This is a genomic window from Chitinophaga qingshengii (assembly GCF_014529935.1).
Taxonomy (GTDB): domain Bacteria; phylum Bacteroidota; class Bacteroidia; order Chitinophagales; family Chitinophagaceae; genus Chitinophaga; species Chitinophaga qingshengii.
Window position 1 is genome coordinate 613,921 of the sequence record NZ_JACVFC010000002.1, and the last position, 17,861, is coordinate 631,781.

The 17,861-nt window shown below is 49.3% G+C and carries 15 protein-coding genes; 6 read left to right on the forward strand and 9 right to left on the reverse strand.

Annotation, left to right across the window (positions count from 1 at the left end):
• Nucleotides 1–105: 105 nt before the first annotated feature.
• Nucleotides 106–2,745, forward strand: a complete 2,640-nt coding sequence (locus tag ICL07_RS17710; protein WP_188089359.1) for a glycoside hydrolase family 2 protein — start codon at nt 106–108, stop codon at nt 2,743–2,745.
• 1 nt (nt 2,746) lies between these two features.
• Nucleotides 2,747–3,124 carry a hypothetical protein gene (locus tag ICL07_RS17715; RefSeq protein ID WP_188089360.1) on the forward strand — a complete coding sequence of 126 codons (378 nt, stop codon included), beginning with the start codon at nt 2,747–2,749 and terminating at the stop codon, nt 3,122–3,124.
• A gap of 224 nt (nt 3,125–3,348) precedes the next feature.
• Here ICL07_RS17715 and ICL07_RS17720 read toward each other — a convergent pair whose 3' ends face one another.
• On the reverse strand, nt 3,349–3,831 hold the full coding sequence (locus ICL07_RS17720; RefSeq protein ID WP_188089361.1) for a hypothetical protein: 483 nt from the start codon (nt 3,829–3,831) through the stop codon (nt 3,349–3,351).
• 179 nt (nt 3,832–4,010) lie between these two features.
• Nucleotides 4,011–4,598, reverse strand: coding sequence for a TIGR04282 family arsenosugar biosynthesis glycosyltransferase (locus tag ICL07_RS17725; RefSeq protein WP_188089362.1), 588 nt, complete (start codon nt 4,596–4,598; stop codon nt 4,011–4,013).
• Nucleotides 4,599–4,805: 207 nt separating this feature from the next.
• Here ICL07_RS17725 and ICL07_RS17730 point away from each other — a divergent pair, with 207 nt between their 5' ends.
• A complete protein-coding gene (locus tag ICL07_RS17730) occupies nt 4,806–6,890 on the forward strand; it encodes a type IA DNA topoisomerase (RefSeq protein ID WP_188089363.1) in 2,085 nt (694 codons plus the stop codon).
• Nucleotides 6,891–6,932: 42 nt separating this feature from the next.
• On the opposite strand, the gene ICL07_RS17735 is transcribed toward ICL07_RS17730, so the two are convergent.
• The 6 genes from ICL07_RS17735 to ICL07_RS17760 form a co-directional block, all read right to left on the reverse strand.
• Complete coding sequence (locus ICL07_RS17735; RefSeq protein WP_188089364.1) at nt 6,933–7,766, reverse strand: oxidoreductase; 834 nt, start codon at nt 7,764–7,766, stop codon at nt 6,933–6,935.
• Between the two features lie 83 nt (nt 7,767–7,849).
• Nucleotides 7,850–8,752 carry a helix-turn-helix domain-containing protein gene (locus ICL07_RS17740; protein ID WP_188089365.1) on the reverse strand — a complete coding sequence of 301 codons (903 nt, stop codon included), beginning with the start codon at nt 8,750–8,752 and terminating at the stop codon, nt 7,850–7,852.
• 18 nt (nt 8,753–8,770) lie between these two features.
• Entirely contained in the window at nt 8,771–9,649 is an 879-nt protein-coding gene (locus ICL07_RS17745; protein WP_188089366.1) for a carbohydrate kinase family protein, read from the reverse strand.
• A gap of 42 nt (nt 9,650–9,691) precedes the next feature.
• The gene (gene ligD / locus ICL07_RS17750; RefSeq protein WP_246485085.1) at nt 9,692–11,692 is read right to left on the reverse strand and encodes a DNA ligase D; all 2,001 of its coding nucleotides are present in this window, start codon (nt 11,690–11,692) and stop codon (nt 9,692–9,694) included.
• Nucleotides 11,692–12,645 (reverse strand): MBL fold metallo-hydrolase, encoded by a 954-nt coding sequence (locus ICL07_RS17755; protein WP_188089367.1) that lies wholly within the window; start codon nt 12,643–12,645, stop codon nt 11,692–11,694. Before ICL07_RS17755 ends, ligD begins: the two co-directional genes overlap by 1 nt.
• Before the next feature lie 68 nt (nt 12,646–12,713).
• Nucleotides 12,714–13,157, reverse strand: a complete 444-nt coding sequence (locus ICL07_RS17760; RefSeq protein ID WP_188089368.1) for a nuclear transport factor 2 family protein — start codon at nt 13,155–13,157, stop codon at nt 12,714–12,716.
• 336 nt (nt 13,158–13,493) lie between these two features.
• Between ICL07_RS17760 and ICL07_RS17765 the strand changes: the two genes are divergently transcribed.
• The 3 genes from ICL07_RS17765 (at nt 13,494) to ICL07_RS17775 (ending at nt 17,298) form a co-directional block, all read left to right on the forward strand.
• Entirely contained in the window at nt 13,494–14,354 is an 861-nt protein-coding gene (locus ICL07_RS17765; protein ID WP_188089369.1) for a hypothetical protein, read from the forward strand.
• A gap of 160 nt (nt 14,355–14,514) precedes the next feature.
• Nucleotides 14,515–16,389 carry a beta-ketoacyl-ACP synthase III gene (locus ICL07_RS17770; RefSeq protein WP_188089370.1) on the forward strand — a complete coding sequence of 625 codons (1,875 nt, stop codon included), beginning with the start codon at nt 14,515–14,517 and terminating at the stop codon, nt 16,387–16,389.
• Between the two features lie 3 nt (nt 16,390–16,392).
• On the forward strand, nt 16,393–17,298 hold the full coding sequence (locus ICL07_RS17775; RefSeq protein ID WP_188089371.1) for a DUF6999 family protein: 906 nt from the start codon (nt 16,393–16,395) through the stop codon (nt 17,296–17,298).
• On the opposite strand, the gene ICL07_RS17780 is transcribed toward ICL07_RS17775, so the two are convergent.
• On the reverse strand, nt 17,270–17,812 hold the full coding sequence (locus tag ICL07_RS17780) for a TetR/AcrR family transcriptional regulator (protein WP_188089372.1): 543 nt from the start codon (nt 17,810–17,812) through the stop codon (nt 17,270–17,272). The genes ICL07_RS17775 and ICL07_RS17780 overlap by 29 nt on opposite strands.
• Nucleotides 17,813–17,861: the final 49 nt, after the last annotated feature.

The window sequence follows — 17,861 nt, forward strand, 5'->3', positions numbered from 1 at the left end:
CCTATCCCCCGTCACTAACCAAAATAGCCGGCTGCAGCCTGTAAGCACCCGCATAACGTATATTATAGACATCGATTATCCAGTTATTATTAACCGACCTGAAACATGTTACGACAAATCAGCGTTGCATTCCTCGTTATAGGATGCACTACCCTCAGTATCCTCGCATCCGGCCAAACCGCCGCATCCTGGAAAATGAAATTTTCTCCCCTGCAAACCAGGTGGGCCAAAGAAGTTTCACCCGCCAATACCCTGCCCGAATACCCCCGGCCACAAATGGTAAGACCCAACTGGGAAAACCTCAACGGCATGTGGCAGTATACCATCACCGCCGCTGGTGAACAAACACCACCCTCGTCGTATAACGGGGAAATACTCGTTCCCTTTCCCCTCGAATCAGCCCTCTCCGGCGTACAAAAAACACTGCTGCCGGATCAACGCCTCTGGTATAAAAAAACTTTCAATAAACCAACCACTAAAGGAAAAGATAAAGTACTGCTGCATTTTGGCGCAGTCGACTTCAACGCGACAGTTTACCTCAATGGTAAAAAAATCGGTACCCATACCGGCGGCTATACCGGCTTCCAGTTCGATATCACCGATCAGCTGAAAGATAAGGACAACGAACTGGTGGTAGCTGTGCTCGATCCTACTGACCAGGGCGATAACCCGCACGGTAAACAGGTGCTGCAACCACGCAATATCCTCTACACCGGCAGCAGCGGCATCTGGCAGACCGTTTGGCTGGAAACCGTTCCGGCAGTGTATATCGACGGACTGAAAATGACACCACAGGTAGACCAGCAACAGCTGGACCTCCGCGTGAACACGGCAGGTAACATCAACGGCTACACGGTAGAAGCGGTAGCTGTCAGCAACGGTTCCGTTATTGGTACCGTCAAAGGTAAACCCAATACCAACCTGCAACTGCCCGTTCCCAGTGCCCACCTCTGGTCACCCAATGATCCTTTCCTTTACAACCTCACCGTTAAACTCCTGTACAACAATAAAGTAGTGGATACCGTAGGCTCCTACTTCGGTATGCGTAAAATAGAAATCAAAAAAGACGAAAACGGCCAGGAACGTATTTTCCTCAACGGTAAATACACCTATAACCTCGGCGTACTGGACCAGGGCTTCTGGCCCGACGGTCTGTATACCGCCCCTACTGACGCAGCCCTGAAATTCGATATCCTCGCCATCAAATCCATGGGCTTCAATACCATCCGTAAACATGTGAAAGTAGAACCCGCCCGCTGGTACTATCATTGCGACCATGAAGGTATTCTCGTATGGCAGGACATGGTTACCTGCCCGAATAACAGCGCTGACGCCCGCAAAAACTTTGAACAGGAAAACATCGCCACCGTGGAACAATGTTACAACTACCCTTCTATCGTATGCTGGGTACTGTTCAACGAAGGCTGGGCGCGCTACGATCAGCAACGCCTCACCGAAGCCATGAAACACATGGACCCCTCCCGTATCATCAACGGTCATACCGGTGAAAACTACGACCGGGAATCCCCTAAAGACCCGAACGAAAAATGGAAAAGCAGCGACCTGACAGACATTCATGATTATCCGGGTCCCGGCATTTCCCCTGCCCTCCCCGGCAAAGCACGCGTACTCGGCGAATGGGGCGGCGTACAGGTGAAAACACCTAACCACCAATGGAACGAAGCCGATGGATGGGGTTATATCTCTATCCCTGCCGCCAACTTCGCCCGCAAATATGCTTTCATGAACAAACACCTGAAAATATATGAAGAAGAAGGGCTGAGCGGCTCTATCTATACAGAACCTTTTGACGTGGAAACGGAAGAAAACGGCCTGATCTCCTACGACCGTGAAGTGATTAAAATACCGGTCACACAGTTAAGACAAATACATGGCGCCTTCGTACCACCTACCAGCGATGTGGCAGCAGCCTTCATCGTGAAAGATATCGACACCACTAATCCGGATAACCAGTACGCTACGCTGCTCGATGCCTACAACAAAGGCAAAAAAGACGCGCCTTTCCTGCAACAACTGGCACAAATGGCGCTACGGGTAAACGATAAGCCCAACGCGATTAAAATCTCCAACGATTATATCGGACAACTGAAAGCACCATTCACCAACAGTCAACTGGCCTTTATCAATAAATTCACCACCAGCAGCCACGACAAAGGTTTCTCCCTGCTGATGGCCAACCGGGAACAAATCAACAAAGCGCTCGGACAACGCCAGGCCGATATAAAACTGATGTCCATCATCTACGGCGAGGAAATAAAACCGTATACACAAGACGCTGCCGCTACACCCGACTGGAGCAAAATAGAAACAAAAACCAAACAATACGGCGCTCCCGGCGAAGAGATATTCCTGCGCGCCAAAACCATTCATTTCCTGAATCAGAAAGACTGGAACAACTTTGCTGCCACCGCCGACCAATACGTCGGTAAATGCGCCGCATTTATTACCCCCAATGAACTGAACACCTACGCGTGGACCGTCTTTGAAAATCTCTCTGATCCCACCCACCTCAGCAACGCCGCCAATTGGTGCCAGCATGCGCTGAAAGCCGGTGATAATCCAGCTTATATAGATACCTACGCTAATGTGCTCTATAAAGCAGGTAAAAAGGACGACGCCATCGCTAATGAAGAAAAAGCAGTTCAACTCGCTCCTTCCGGCGATAAAAAGACCTATCAGGATATCCTGGATAAAATGAAAAAAGGTGAAAAAACATGGAAATAAAATGAAGCCTGCAGCGCTATACTATGAAATGTCGTTATTAGCCGCTGCTCATTTTAACGTCCAACCCTTCCTGGCAGATTATGTGATGGTACATTCCCTTTTTCCGTTGTGCCATACCACCGCTGCCGGATATATGGAAAAAGGCGCCCTTAGAAGACTATTATTGAATACACTGGGCCGTTTCCGGGTGATGCCGGAAAAACACCAACTCCGGCTGATGTTTGAAAATGGTTATACGCTCGCTCATTTCAACAGCGATCTTACCTGGACCGAATTCTTTGCAGGAGGATCTATTCCGTTTGAAGGACCAACGCTGAATAAGATAAGGGCGCAGTATAAGGATTGGGGCTTAACCGCTGATGGGCATCATGAATGCTGATCTCGCTGATTTGGGGAGATGAGAGCGGAGATTATGTTTTCCTGATTTGGGAAGATGAAAGCGGATAATGACGAAATGTAAATCAGTTTGAATTAACAAATTAATGTCAATAAAAAAGTAAACAATTACACTATTTATAATAAAAAATAATTAATATTGTATACCATATTGTTTACATTTATAGGGTTATAGGAGAGGGCCTGCTTTTGCAGGCCTTTTTTTATTTAGATGCTTTCACTGTCTTCCAGGTTATCCACACTAACGGGAACGGTGCCACGATAACTCACGGCTATGCCGAAGGGATCACATATCCGGAACCGGCCTGCGGCAAACAACATCATCCATTCTTCTGATTCAAAAAAAGTGATTTGGGGAAATTCCAGTGGAAACTCGCTGATAGCTACGGGTAGCCAGGTCTGTTCTTCCGTAGTAATCCCGTACGCTTCAGGGTCATTGACCAGCGTTTGTTGAATAAACCGCAGCGATTTTTCAATATATGCGCCCGCATGGGCCACAATTTGTTCCGCAAAACCAATCATCGCCGGCGATAACTGTTCATCTTTGGTGATCAGGCATACAGGTATTTGACCGCTAAATAAGGGATGTTCCAGGGAAATATCTCCTGTCCACACAAACTGGTCATCGGGTGCAGCGGCTGCCGTTAGCAGCCCAAAAGCGGAAGAATATGTTGGCCGGAGGTTAGTCATCTCCCAAAAATATAACTTCCGGCAAAAATAAGCTCATGCTGCCCTCAAAAATCTCCGCTACTATCTTCCCAACAGCTAAAGAAAAATCCGTGGTCATCTCCCAAAATCGGGAAAAAATATCATCTCCGCTCCCATCTCCCCAAATCAGCGACATCAGCATTCATCATGCCTATCAGCGGTTACAGCCAATCTTCCGGCACGTCTGCCAGCTCCTGCACTACATTCAGCGTAGGCAGGAAAGCAAACCGCAACTGCATTTGATGAATGGCTGTCAGCAACCGCCGGAGCCAATCGGAGGAAGCGGCATCTACAAAATCGAAGAGTTCGGGGTAAAAGCATTGCATTCCCAGCAGATAAAAGCCGCCGTGTTGGGCAGGACCAATGACTACCTGGTTGTGTTTAAGGGCTGCGAAGGCTTCTTCAAGCAGTTCGGGCGACAGATAGGGGCAATCCATCCCAATCATGACTACTTCCTGGTAACCGGTAGCAAATACGAGGTTAAAAGCGAGGGACATAGATTCGCCGGCATCGTGGCCCAGCCTGGGGAAAATAATATACTCCTCCCATAATCCATGATCTGTCATGTCTTCCAGTACCACATATTTATCTATGTTGATATAGGAAGCTGTTTCCTGCGTATGACTCAACAGCTGATGGAGTATTTCACGGGTTTTGAAGTCTCCCACGGTATCTTTCAGACGGGTGTTGGCAATGGTGATCTCCTTGTCTCGGGCAAGAACAATCAATGCCTGGTTGAAAGCTATCATATAATCCAGGGTTTAAGGATTTAGCTATTGTCAATTTACGGTATTTCAGGGGTTACGGTTGTTTTAAGATTGTTAATAAAAACATTTACCCGTTGTAATTATTGTTAATCTTCTCACTATAACCCGCCATTAAACAACGCGAAAGCGGTTAAAATCTGACAAAAACGGTAAATTGTCCGATATTTGTTACCCTATTTCGACTTTATTATGAAAGTTTGCATTGCAGAAAAACCAAGTGTGGCCAGGGATATCGCAGAAATAATCGGTGCGAAACAACGCAAGGATGGCTACTACGAAGGCAATGGTTACCAGGTTACCTGGACTTTCGGCCATTTTTGCACCCTGAAGGAACCACATGATTATTATGAACAATGGAAATTCTGGCGGCTCGAAGATTTGCCGATGATACCGCCCAGTTTTGGTATCAAGCTGATTGAAAACAACGGTGTCCAAAAACAATTCAAAGTAATCGAGCAACTGGTGCAGCAATGCGATGAAGTGATCAACTGCGGGGATGCCGGCCAGGAAGGTGAATTAATTCAAAGATGGGTGCTGCTCAAAGCCAAATGCACCGCGCCGGTGAAACGCCTATGGATTTCATCTCTCACGGAAGAGGCTATACGCAACGGTTTCCGGCAACTCCGCGATGCGGACCAATATAATAACCTGTACGCCGCTGGTAGCGCCCGCGCTATTGGTGACTGGCTGTTGGGGATGAATGCTACCCGCCTGTTCACCAAAAAATTTGCGGTAGGTAAAACGGTACTGTCTATCGGACGGGTACAGACCCCTACCCTCGCTATGATCGTTGCCAGGCAGAAAGAAATCAACGCCTTCGTTTCGGAAGATTACTGGGAACTGAAAACGGTTTACCGCGATACGGAATTCACCGCAGCCATCGACCGGCTCGGCAGCGTGGAAAAAGCGCAAAAAGGCCTCGCCTATTTACAGGAACACCCGTTTGAAGTGACTTCCTTCGAGAAAAAAGACGGCAAGGAAGGCAATCCCCGCCTGTTTGACCTCACCTCCCTGCAGGTGGCCGCCAATAAAAAATATGCTTACTCGGCAGACGATACACTCAAATATGTGCAGAACCTCTATGAGAAAAAACTGGTCACCTACCCCCGCGTAGATACCACCTATCTTTCGGAAGACCTGCATCCTAAAGTAGCCGGTATCCTGCAGGACATGACGCCCTACGCCGCACTCACTGCGCCGGTATTGGCCAATCCGATCCCGAAACTGAAAACCGTGTTCGACGATAAAAAGGTGACGGATCACCATGCTATCATCCCTACAGGTGTGCATCCTGGCGGATTAGGACAGGAAGAAAAACGGGTGTACGACCTGATAGCACGCCGCTTTATCGCCGCGTTCTATCCGGAATGTAAAATATCCAACACCACCGTGCTGGGGAAAGTAGGCCAGGTGCCGTTTAAAGTCACCGGTAAACAAATCATTGAACCAGGCTGGAAAGAAGTGTACGCCAATGATGTCAGCATCAAAAAAGAAGGCGAAGAAGAAGAAAAATTCATCCCGGATTTTGTGGTAGGCGAAAGCGGTCCGCATACGCCGCGTATCCACCAGGGCAAAACCTCTCCGCCCAAAGCCTTTACAGAAGCCAGTCTGCTGCGTGCGATGGAAACCGCCGGTAAACAGGTGGATAACGAGGAAATGCGCGAACTGCTGAAAGACAACGGTATCGGCCGCCCTTCTACCCGCGCCAATATCATCGAAACATTGTTCCGCCGCAAATACATCGACAAAAAGAAAAAAAATATATTCGCTACCCAAACGGGTATCGATCTCATTGATACCATTCAGACGGAGCTGCTTAAAAGCCCGGAACTGACCGGTCAATGGGAACGTAAGCTGCGCCTGATTGAAAAAGGAGAATATGCCATGGACACTTTCAAGGATGAATTAATCACCATGGTGGTTGACCTGACGAAGGAAGTGAAAACGGCCAGCTACAAAACCATTAGCATTGTGCCGGATACACCGGCACCGGACAAAGCCGACAAAGCGGACAAAGCCGACAAACCCAAAAAAGAGCGCAAGCCCCGGGAAAAGAAACCGGTGGATATGGCGGCACTGACTTGCCCAAAATGCAAGGAACACCCGCTAATAAAAGGTAACAGCGCCTATGGCTGCGCCAACTTCAAAGTATGCGGTTTCAAAATTCCTTTTGAAGTGAAAGGAAAAAAACTAACAGAAAAACAGATACAAGACCTGGTTACCAAAGGGAAAGCCGGCAAACTCACCCTCAGCGCCACTTTTGAAATACAATAATATATCAGCCCCGGGAGCCAGGCTTCCGGGGCGGATATCCACTTAAAATCCCGTATTCACGGTTGTTTCTTTCCACGTTTCCAGTTCTCCTTTGATTGCATCAATTTTAGCGTGTACCAGCTGGTAAGCATCTTCACCCAGGAATAGATGTACCGGCGGGTTTTCCACTTCGCTTACGCGGATAAAGGCATCAGCGGCTTTCTCCGGATCACCGGCCTGGTTATGATTGATCTGATTCAGGTGTACATCCTGCGCTTCTCTAACCGCTGTATAATCTGCGATAGGATTGGCAGGCACCGCCAGGGAGGTGGTGGTCAGAAAATCGGTCCGGAAATAACCGGGCGATACGATGGTAACATGTATGCCGAACGGTTTTGCTTCCGCGGCCAAAGACTCAGAAAGCCCGTCTACCGCGAATTTGGTGGCGCAATAGATACCGAAACCAGGGAAGTTACCCGTGAAACCCGCGATGGAGGACACGTTGAAGATATGTCCGGAGTGCTGCGCCCGGAAATAAGGCATCGCTTTGCGGACTACGTTCAACGTACCGAAAACATTGATGTCGAAATTAGCGCGTGCTTCCTGATCAGTCAGTTCTTCCAGGCTGCCTACTATACCGTAACCGGCGTTGTTTACCACTACGTCTACCCGGCCAAAATGTGCTACGGTATCTGCCAGTGCTTTTGCCACGCTGGTTTCATCGTTCACCTGCATCGTCAGTGGCAGGAAATTATCGGAAGTGTCGATTTTGCGGAGTTCGTCGAGGTTGCGGGAAGTAGCAGCCACGGGATAACCGGCAGCCAGCAGTTTCCTCACCAGATCACGGCCCAATCCTTTGGAAGCGCCTGTCACAAACCATACTTTTTTGTTGCTCATAAGATTTTCAATTTTTATGACAACAAAATTAGGGGTGGCAGGTGTACCGGTTGTTACGCAAAACAAACGAATGATTGCAAAAATCAAACACTCCGAAAACTGGTCGGTGTGGTTTGGGTATGTTTTCTGAAGAAGTTATTAAAGTGGGAAGGTTCCTCAAATCCAAGGCTATAGCTGATCTCTGCCACATTCCAGCTGGAATGGCGGAGCAGCGCTTTAGCTTCGGCCACCACCCTTTCCGCGATGTGGTGGGTGGTTGTTTTGCCGGTTGTTTCCTTAATAGCCCGGTTCAGGTGGTTGACATGCACCGACAACTCCGTAGCAAAATCGCTGGCGGTACGCAGCCGGAACAGCTGTCCGGGCGCTTCAATAGGGAACTGCCGTTCCAGCAATTCCATAAACACCGCCGTAATCCTTTCGCTGGCATTGCGTTGCTGGTAAAGCTTTTCCGAAGGCTCCGTTTTCATCACCAGGTGTAACATTTCCATCAGGTAGGCACGGATCAGGTCATATTTACCCCGGTAATCACTCTGTATTTCGTCCAGCATTTTAAGGTACAACTGCTCCATCTGCTGCTGCAGGGCGGCATCCAGCTGGTAAGACACTTTGCCCCTGGGGGTGAACATGGGAAATTCTTTCGGGTTATTACGCCCCATTTCCGTTAAAAAAGACTCCTTAAAAATACAGAAGTAACCGGAGGGCGGCTCTTCGGACAGCATCTCCCAGGCATAAGGTACCTGCGGGTTAAAAAACAGCATGGTGCCGTCTTCCGCCTCCACGCTTCTATCCGGGAAATGATACAGGAACTTGCCCCGCAGGAGGCTTATTTTATAAAAATCCCGGCGGTTATAGCTCATACTCGGACTACCAGGCTGACAGTCCTCCATCCGGAACACGTTGAATTCGCCGATATCCTGCTTAAGATGATCCGGCACACAACTCATTTTTTCCTGGTAGAATTCCAGGAGTGATTGTGGTTTTGGCATAGTGCGAAGTTACGAAAATCAAACAACACCAAATTGGGCAGCATCATATTCCGGGCAGGCGCCTTCGCGGGTAGTCACAAACCCGCTGACTTCCACCGCCAGGTCCAGGGCGGCCGAAACAGACCGTCCTTTCAGTAGCTGTGACAGGAAGCCCGCCAGGAAGGAGTCGCCGCTGCCAACGGTATCTTTCACCACCACCTGTTTAGCGGGACGTTCGTAGTGTTCGTGCCGGTTTACATATACCGCACCTTTGCTGCCGCGCGTAATGATCAGCTGCGGTACGCCATAGCGCAGCATCACAGCCCGGGCGCCTTCGAGCGGCGTGGTGTACGTTTCCCCCGAGGCGGCGAGTACCAGCTGCAGCTCTTCTTCATTCATCTTCACCAGGTCCACCCGGTTCAGCAGCTCCCGGATGGTATCCATATCGCTGTGCGGCGGACGGATATTGATATCAAATACCTTGAAACGAGCGGCACCCAACAGTTTCCACAGTGTATCACGCGATACGCTGTTACGGATAGCGAGGCTGCCGAACACAAAAGCGCCGGCGTTGCGGACCAGTGTTTCCTGTTCCGGTTGCCAGGCAATAAAATCCCAGGCCACCGGTTGCAGGATATCGTAATGCATTTCGTGATTGGCATCTGCGGTAGCCAGTACCGCGCCGGTAGGCTGCTGCGGATCATGCTGGATCAGCGCTTGTGGTATCTGCCACGCGTGCAGGATGTTCCGCAGCTCATCGCCGGCTTCGTCTGTACCGGTACGACTGATAATATGGCTGTCCATTCCCAGCCGGGAAAGATGGTAGGCTACATTGAAAGGGGCGCCGCCGGGTTTACGGACACCATTGGGGAAAATATCCCAGAGCATTTCTCCAAAGCAAACGGTAACAGGCTTCATGCAAGTTCTTTTAAGACAGTATAGGAAGATACTATCTTTCTGTTATTCGCCGACCAGTTTTTCCAGCTGAGCGAGGGCCGTTTTCATATTGATCCCTTTTCCCAGCACGGGTTTGAAGATATCGCCCTGTTCCCGTACCCGCTGTACCGCATTATGGATCGTAAAATCCTTCATGGTGAGTCCTTTTTTCACTTCTTCCCAGTGCAGCGGCATAGACACGGTGGCGCCGGGTTTGGGCCGCAGGGAATAAGGTGCCGCCACAGTGGCCTGTGGCCTGTTTTGCAGAAAATCGATGTACATTTTCCGTTGCCGCCTGTTGGTGGCCCGTTCTATACTGGTAGTATCCGGTAACCGCCGATGCACCAGCCGCGCAATGATGCGGCCAAACTCCTTCGACTGTTCATAGGTGTATTTGGCGCCCAACGGAATATAGATATGCAGTCCCGTAGAACCAGAGGTTTTACAATATCCCGGAATACCGGCAGCGTCCAGTATCGCATGCGTCACCTGCGCCGCTTCAATCACCTGGTCAAACGTGGTTTTATCGGGGTCCAGGTCAATGATACACCAGTCGGGGTTTTCCGGCTTTTTTAACCGGCTGCTCCAGGGGTTGATTTCTATACATCCCAGCGAGGCCATATACAACAAAGTAGCTTCGTTTTCTCCTACCAGGTATTCTTTTCCCCTGGGCTCGTCGCTGCTGTGATAAGGAAACGTAGGTACCCAGTCCGGCGCTTTGCCGGAAACATCTTTCTGATAAAAGCTCTCGCCTTTAATGCCGTTGGGAAAGCGGTTGAGCGACTGTGGCCGGTCTTTGATATAAGGCACCAGGAAAGGGGCTATTTGATAGTAGTAGTTGATCAGGTCTCTTTTAGTGATTTTTTCCCCCGGCCAATAGATTTTACTGAGATTGGTAAACTTCAGCGCGTGACCATTGATAGTGCGTACCTGCGTTTCCTCCGTGGGGTTCAGCAGGGTTTGGCGGACTTTTGCAGCAGCGGGTTTCAGCGCCTTTTTCAGGGAAGCTGCTTTCGCTGGTTTTTCTTTGGCCATTTTATTTTCTTTAACCGGTTTTTCCGCTACTACCTGTGCCGGTGATTTATCTTCCCGCATCCCTTCAAAAGAAGGATGCCGCATTACCCCGTCGCTCGTCATTTCCCGGAAACTCACTTCGCAGATCAGCTTTGGTTTTAGCCATACGGCCTTCGCCTGTGGCGGATTGGGGCGGAAACGGCTGGGCTTATTCACATCAGGTATCACTACGAAAGGCGATTTTTTCATTTCCAGCGGTTTGAATTTTTTCATCATTTCCTGCTGTTGTGTGAGGGAAAATCCCGTACCGATTTTACCTGTGTATTGCAGTTTTCCCTTTTCGTATATCCCTACCAGTAAGGAGCTGAAAGGTTTGTTGGTACCCTCGTTGAGCGTATAACCACCGATGACCACCTCCTGCCGGTTGCTCGTTTTGATTTTGAGCCATTCCCGGGTGCGGGTACCCGGATAGTATTGGCTGTCGGTCTTTTTAGCCATGATGCCTTCGAGATGCAGTTTCTTTGCCTGGTCGAAGAAGTCGGTGCCCTCCGTTACAAATCCTTCGCTGAAACGCAGGATAGTGTTGTTCACCGGCATGAGTTGCCGCAATGTTTTTTTACGCTGCATCAGCGGCAGGCTGGTCATGTCTTTACCATTGAGCCACAGGATATCGAAGAGATAAAATACCAGTTGCCCATCGGCTTCGCTGCGCCATTCCTGTAACTGACTGAAAAGCGTATAGCCGTTTTCGTCAATCACTACAATTTCTCCATCTACCACGGCGTTGACTTTCCATTGTTCCAGCGCAGTTACGACAGGATAATACTTTTCGTTGAAAGATTTGTTGTTGCGTGACCTTAGTTCCACCTGGCCTTTGTTGAGAAAGGCCAATGCGCGATAACCGTCCCATTTGATTTCGTATAGCCATCCCGGTTCGTCCGTAGCAGCCGCCGCGAGGCTAGCCAGCATGGGCGTAGTGTTGCCGGGTTTAGGCATCATTTGCGCACCCATCAGCGGTAGGATTTTCGCCGGTTATACAACAAGGCGCCGGCAGCCACGAGGGTTACCACGCCGGCCAGTATGAGCCATCGCGGGATACGGGCAGCGGGTACATATTCCACACCATTTACACCAGCTACGGCGGCTTCTTTCACATATCTTCCGCAGCGGGGCCGGGCAACGGTTTTGAAGTTCTCCGCCAGCCATTGCAGGCGGCGTTGCATCCGTTCACCATAAAGCGGGCGGCCATGACCGGTAGCCGCTATCTCCGGTTGCAGATCCGCCAGTTTTTTCACGCTGGTTTCCGCCGATATCCAATCGGGGGTAAAGTATTTCGGCGGACCGGAAACATGTTTGGATTGAGTAATGGTGCTGCTCAACGCTTCCGACCGGGTGGTGACGAAGGCGTCGCCGGCGAGCAGCAGTTTATCTTCTTCCCGGAAAAGGCTGATGTGGCCGGGTGTATGGCCCGGCGTTTCGATATATCGCCAGCCATCCAGTCCGGGAATGGTTTTATCTTCCGGCAGCAGCAACAGGTGCCCATTGAGATTGATAGGATCTTTCGGGAAAGTCCACGACATCATCGTCATAAGGCCACCGCCTGCACAGGGGTCGGGCGGCGGGTAGGCCGAACGGCCCGTCAGGTAGGGCGCTTCCAGGTAATGTGCATATACCGGGACTTCCCAGTCCCGCAGTAGCGAAGGCAAGGCCCCAACATGGTCGAAGTGACCATGGGTAAGTACAATCGCCGATGGCACAAAGTGGGGGGCAAATAATTGCCGGGCCGCGGCTTTGATCTTCGGGGCCGATGTGCGAAGGCCCGCATCTACCAGTACCCAGGAGCGGGTGCGGGCATTCTGCACCAGGTACATGTTCACAAAAAGATCACGGATGCCCCATACACCCGGCGCCACCTGAAACCAGGGCCTGTCTGCCAGCTCCTCCACATTGGTAATGTTTTCCATAGTATGCACTTTTGGAGGTAGTTACCGCAATTAACGTTCCCGCTATAAAGTATGAGCCCGCTATTATATTAACAGGCCAATACAAACGGACCGGCACTGTCCACGAACTTCCGTTCATTGCTATGGATCGGCACGTCGTTAATGGAGGCAAACCGGCGCTGCATCAGCCCGTTAGCGTCAAATTCCCATAATTCATTGCCATAGGAACGAAACCAGTTACCGGCTTTGTCATGCCATTCGTATTCAAATCGTACCGCGATTTTATTGTCGGTAAAACTCCACAGTTCTTTTTTCAACCTGTAGTCCAGTTCTTTCTCCCATTTACGGGTCAGGAAAGCGACGACTGCTTCCCTGCCGTTAATAAACTGGTCGCGGTTACGCCATTCAGTGTCTATCGTGTAGGCTTTGGATACTTTTTCGGGATCACGGCTATTCCAGGCGTCTTCCGCCATTTGTACTTTCCGGAGTGCGGTTTCGCGGGTGAAGGGCGGGAAGGGAGGTTTCTGTTCCATGTTAATTATTTTGTTTTAAGAAATATATACAGATAGACCAGTCTGTCTATTTTAAAATAAAGGTAGGATTTATTGTTATTTGACAAGAATTTTTTTTGAGAGACGAATGTGCGATGATCAGGAAGCCTCTGCAAAAGCTATTGTTGTTTAACAGGAAATTCTTTTTGAGAGACGATTGAGTGATGATCAGGAAAGCTTTATGCAGGATCTATTGCTGCTTAAAAAGAATTGTTTTTTGAGTGACGAATACGTGGACAACCCGGAAACTCCATAAGCGTCAGCGAAACAACGGTATATTTTTTTACCCGACGAGCATTTTTTATTTATTTTGTACGCATGAAACGCCGATTCGTATTATTGATACTTTTGCTCATCAGCACCTCTTCCACTGCTCAATTTGCGGGCTATTACACAGCGGAATCAGTAGATGGATCAAAAGAAAAGGTACATCTTATACTGGAAGAAACGGGGCGTTTCCATATTTTCGGCGGAGCACAGTACCACATCGGAAAATGGAAAATGATCAATGCCAATAAGGTCAGCTTCGAATTTGGCCCCATGAACCTGGTAGATCTTTTTGTATCCAGTGGAAACGGCCATGCAGGACAAATCTGTTTCAGCGGCTTTGGCGAGCGGAAGGCCTTCGTGCACATGGGTCAACGCAATATGAAGGAACTTTTATTCCGGCCTGTATACGGCGAAACACCCAAATGCCCCTACGAAAACAACCCATACACCCACGCGGACAGGCATGATTACTCCGAAATAACAGTGGCGATAAAACTGCCGGCAGCCGGAAAGGATTCCCTCCCTTTTTTATATACCTGGCAAATACCTGAAAAGTACGACGAAGTGTATCTCGTTGTAAATAACAATGCTTTCCCACGGCAGCGTGATGTGAACATTGAGTATAAGAATGGGCGTTATATGCTGGGCAATATCGAACTACAAAAACAAAATACCGGATCATCCCCGCTCTCAGAGATACTTAAAACACAATTGGAGCAATCCGGCCAAAACCAGGAGAAAGCCTTCCGGAAGGAACTGTATGTTAAAAAAGGAGCAGTTGAAAAAATTACGCCGCAGATAAGCCGCAAGGCCATACAGGTGACTAACGACCCGGTTATCGTGGTTAATTGTCCCGGCGAGAATGCATTTCCACCTGTAGCGCCCCCACCTGTACCCCGAAAACAATAAAACGCTTTACCAACGCCCCTTTTAAAATCGGACTACTTTTAACAACACTTTATCTCCCCTTCAGTTTGGTATATCTTAAAAATCGACTAATTTAACCACGATCATTACACCAACTGTCAGCGTACCCAATTAACATCCACCGTTTATTAATACACCCAATATGCAGTTAGAGAACGTTTACATCACGGCTGCCGGCAAATATCTGCCAGGCGAACCTGTTCACAACGACGAGATTGAAGAATACCTTGGACTGATCAGCGGTAAGCCATCCCGCAGCAAAACCAGGATGTTATCCCAAAACGGCATACAATCCAGGCATTACGCCATAGATAAACAACAACGTACTACCCATACCGTTAGTGGCATGACAGCCAGGGCTATCGAAGATTGCCTGCATCGTAACGGTACCAGCAAGGAAGATATTGATTTTATATCGGCGGCTACTACGCAGTCGGACTTACCCGTGCCCGGTTTCGCCAGTATGGTACATGCCGATCTTGGTAACCCGGCTTGTGAAATTGCCAGTCACCAGAGCGTTTGCGCAGCAGGTCTCATGGCTATCCGGAACGCCTATACGCATATTCAAACGGGTAACGTACAAACAGCGGTAGCTTGCGCCGGTGAGCTTGCCAGCAGGCTGTTTAAAGCCAAACGTTTTGAGCAACAACAACGCATACTGGATGGCCATGGCCTGGAACTGGAAACAGATTTCCTCCGCTGGATGCTGTCAGATGGCGCCGGAGCGTTCCTCTTACAAAACAGGCCAGCCGCCCAACATGTCAGCCTGCAAATAGAATGGATAGACCTTCGCTCCTACGCCCACCGCTTCGAAGTGTGCATGTTTGCCGGCAGGAACAAGGAAAACACCCAATCCTGGATGGACTATGACAGTTTCACTGATGCCGACAAAGACGGAGCGCTCAACCTGAAACAGGATCTCCGCCTGGTAGACAATATGGTGAAACTCGGCGTACAACGGTTCTTTGAACTGATTGACGAAGGCAAATTCGCCGCATCGGGTTTTGACTGGTTCGTATGTCATTATTCTTCCCATCATTTCAAGGAAAAGATTATACAGCTGCTGGCAAAAGGCGGTGTTACCATTCCGGAAGAAAAATGGTTCAGCAACCTGTATAGCGTAGGCAATGTGGGCGCGGCATCCATCTTTGTATTGCTGGAAGAACTGCTGCGCACCAGATCGCTGAAAGCAGGCGAAAAAATATTGTGTATGGTACCGGAAAGCGGCCGGTTTATCACCGGGTTTATGATGCTCACCGTGGTACCGCCTACCGCTACACAAACCTTCGATCCTACTGCGCTGTTAACCGCCATTCAGGCGCCGGATATACGCATCCGCCAGGATAATCCTACCCTGGAATGGCTGATCCGTCAGCTAACCACTGTTTGGATAGATTTCGAAAGTGCATTGCGGCAGGTACCCATTGTGAAAAAGATATTCTCCGGTACGCTCACACTGGAAGAATATAAAGCGCTGCTGTTTAATCTCCGCCAGCAGGTGATTGACGGTTCCCAATGGATTGCCCGTGCAGCCTCCAACGTTAGTATCGAACATTTTGATATACGCTCCTCCTTCATCTCCCACTCCCGCGATGAACACCGGGACTACCAGATACTGGAAAAGAACTATATTCAATGTGGCGGCAGTCTGGAAGAAATGCAGCGAGGTGAGAAAAATATCGGTAGCGAAGCCTTGAGTGCCTATATGTTCCAAAGGGCCAGTCAGCCGGACCCCTTCGATCTGTTGGGCGGTATGTTCATCATCGAAGGATTGGGTAACCGCGTAGCCGGCAACTGGGGCCGCGCCATTCAACAACAATTACAGCTTCGTGATGACCAGGTATCGTTTTTCACCTACCATGAAACCAGCGATTCCAATGAAAATCACTTTGAACGGTTTGAGAACGCCATCCAGTCGGGGTTGCTGACCACCACACTCGCTGAACGGATCGTAAAAACGGCGAAGGTAACAGGTCGTTTATACCAGCTACAGCTGGAGCAAATCGGAAATTACTAGCGTATGAAAGACAGTGCTTATTTTGAACAACTGGAGAACAACCCCCGGGACCCCAGCCACTGGCATGCCCTGTTCCTGGACCACAGCATCCCGTTCAACCCGGATGCCAAAGCCGCGTTCCTGTATGATTCCGGCCGAAGGACCAAACAGTTCCTTTATCCTTTCGTGAAAGTGTTTGCGCGCCTGGGTATTATCCTGCTGCAGGTGTTTAAAGCCATCGTACCCAATGTGATCAATGCGCCGCAACGCCTGCACCGCTGGCTGTACAGAGGAATGAAGTATTGTATTACGCCGGAAGCCAATTTCCTGATATTACGGCACTTTTACCTGGGTTCGGAAGTGCTGCGGTTTATTAAGGATAATGTGAAAGAGATCGATGATATTCCCATGCATCCGCTGAAACCCGTGTCTATCAATGCCGTGAAGGATAATCTTTTTTTGCAGCATGATCTGAATCTCTACAACTTTATCATCAACCTGAATAATGCATTAAAGGCAAAAGGAAAAAGTATCACCAAAGTGGATAACCCGGATTTTAGCGCCATCAGCACTGGCCCGCTGCCTTTTGAAACGTTCCGTAATAAATGGACGAACTGTCTCGACCTGGCTACCGCCATTGAGATATTTACACCGGTATACCAGTTTTTCCTGACCGACAGTGATTTCTGGAGAGCTTCCAACTCTTTGCAGCTGGATGAAGTGATCGGGCTGTACGCTGCTACTATTATGGATTGCCCCGAGCGGCTGGTAGCGCTGAATAACAAACATCCCATGATACCGCTGCCTACTTATGGCGCAGCATTCCGGCTTATTTTACACGGCCTTTCCACCGAGGTGTTGCATGCCCTGCTGGTAGAACAAAAACTCAAACAGGCAGCAGCTACAGCAGCGTTGCCACCATCTTCCTAGCCTCCTGTACCGGCCATTGGTTGGCATACAACTGACTTTCTACCATGGCCGATTCAAACAGCAGGTATACATGGTCCTGTACCAGTTGTTTTTCTTTATTGAGAATGGAAGAAAAATAAGTGCGCAGTTCTTTTTTGTGGTCGCGGATAATACGCAGCGCTTCACCATCCTGTTCCGTGATTTCAGAGAGTATATTCAGGAATGCACATCCGCGGTAGTGTTCCTTTTCATTGATATAAAGCAGAAAGTCAAATGCCGCAAGGATTTTTTCCTTTGCTTTGGCATGTTTCTCCGTAAAGGATTTCAGGGCATCGAACCAGTAAGTATGGCGGTATTCCAGGAATGCCTCCAGCAGCGCTTCCTTGGAGGAGAAGTGCAGGTACAGGCTGGCACGGGCAACACCCGCTTCCTGCAATACCTGGTTAATACCCGTGGCGTGATAACCCTGCCGGTAAAAAAGATCTGTGGCGGTATCGAGCAACCGCTGCCGGGGATCGCTGATTTTCTGTTTCATCCTGCAAAGATAAGACAGACCGATCTATCTTTTTCTCGCAAAAGCACGC

Bases quoted from the DNA above. Each gene is read 5' to 3' on its own strand.
- ICL07_RS17725 (WP_188089362.1), bottom strand. From the start codon at position 4,598: ATGATAGCTTTCAACCAGGCATTGATTGTTCTTGCCCGAGACAAGGAG.
- ligD (WP_246485085.1), bottom strand. From the start codon at position 11,692: ATGGGTGCGCAAATGATGCCTAAACCCGGCAACACTACGCCCATGCTG.
- ICL07_RS17720 (WP_188089361.1), bottom strand. From the start codon at position 3,831: ATGACTAACCTCCGGCCAACATATTCTTCCGCTTTTGGGCTGCTAACG.
- ICL07_RS17770 (WP_188089370.1), top strand. From the start codon at position 14,515: ATGCAGTTAGAGAACGTTTACATCACGGCTGCCGGCAAATATCTGCCA.
- ICL07_RS17735 (WP_188089364.1), bottom strand. From the start codon at position 7,766: ATGAGCAACAAAAAAGTATGGTTTGTGACAGGCGCTTCCAAAGGATTG.
- ICL07_RS17745 (WP_188089366.1), bottom strand. From the start codon at position 9,649: ATGAAGCCTGTTACCGTTTGCTTTGGAGAAATGCTCTGGGATATTTTC.
- ICL07_RS17780 (WP_188089372.1), bottom strand. From the start codon at position 17,812: ATGAAACAGAAAATCAGCGATCCCCGGCAGCGGTTGCTCGATACCGCC.
- ICL07_RS17755 (WP_188089367.1), bottom strand. From the start codon at position 12,645: ATGGAAAACATTACCAATGTGGAGGAGCTGGCAGACAGGCCCTGGTTT.
- ICL07_RS17760 (WP_188089368.1), bottom strand. From the start codon at position 13,157: ATGGAACAGAAACCTCCCTTCCCGCCCTTCACCCGCGAAACCGCACTC.
- ICL07_RS17710 (WP_188089359.1), top strand. From the start codon at position 106: ATGTTACGACAAATCAGCGTTGCATTCCTCGTTATAGGATGCACTACC.
- ICL07_RS17765 (WP_188089369.1), top strand. From the start codon at position 13,494: ATGAAACGCCGATTCGTATTATTGATACTTTTGCTCATCAGCACCTCT.
- ICL07_RS17740 (WP_188089365.1), bottom strand. From the start codon at position 8,752: ATGCCAAAACCACAATCACTCCTGGAATTCTACCAGGAAAAAATGAGT.
- ICL07_RS17715 (WP_188089360.1), top strand. From the start codon at position 2,747: ATGAAGCCTGCAGCGCTATACTATGAAATGTCGTTATTAGCCGCTGCT.
- ICL07_RS17730 (WP_188089363.1), top strand. From the start codon at position 4,806: ATGAAAGTTTGCATTGCAGAAAAACCAAGTGTGGCCAGGGATATCGCA.
- ICL07_RS17775 (WP_188089371.1), top strand. From the start codon at position 16,393: ATGAAAGACAGTGCTTATTTTGAACAACTGGAGAACAACCCCCGGGAC.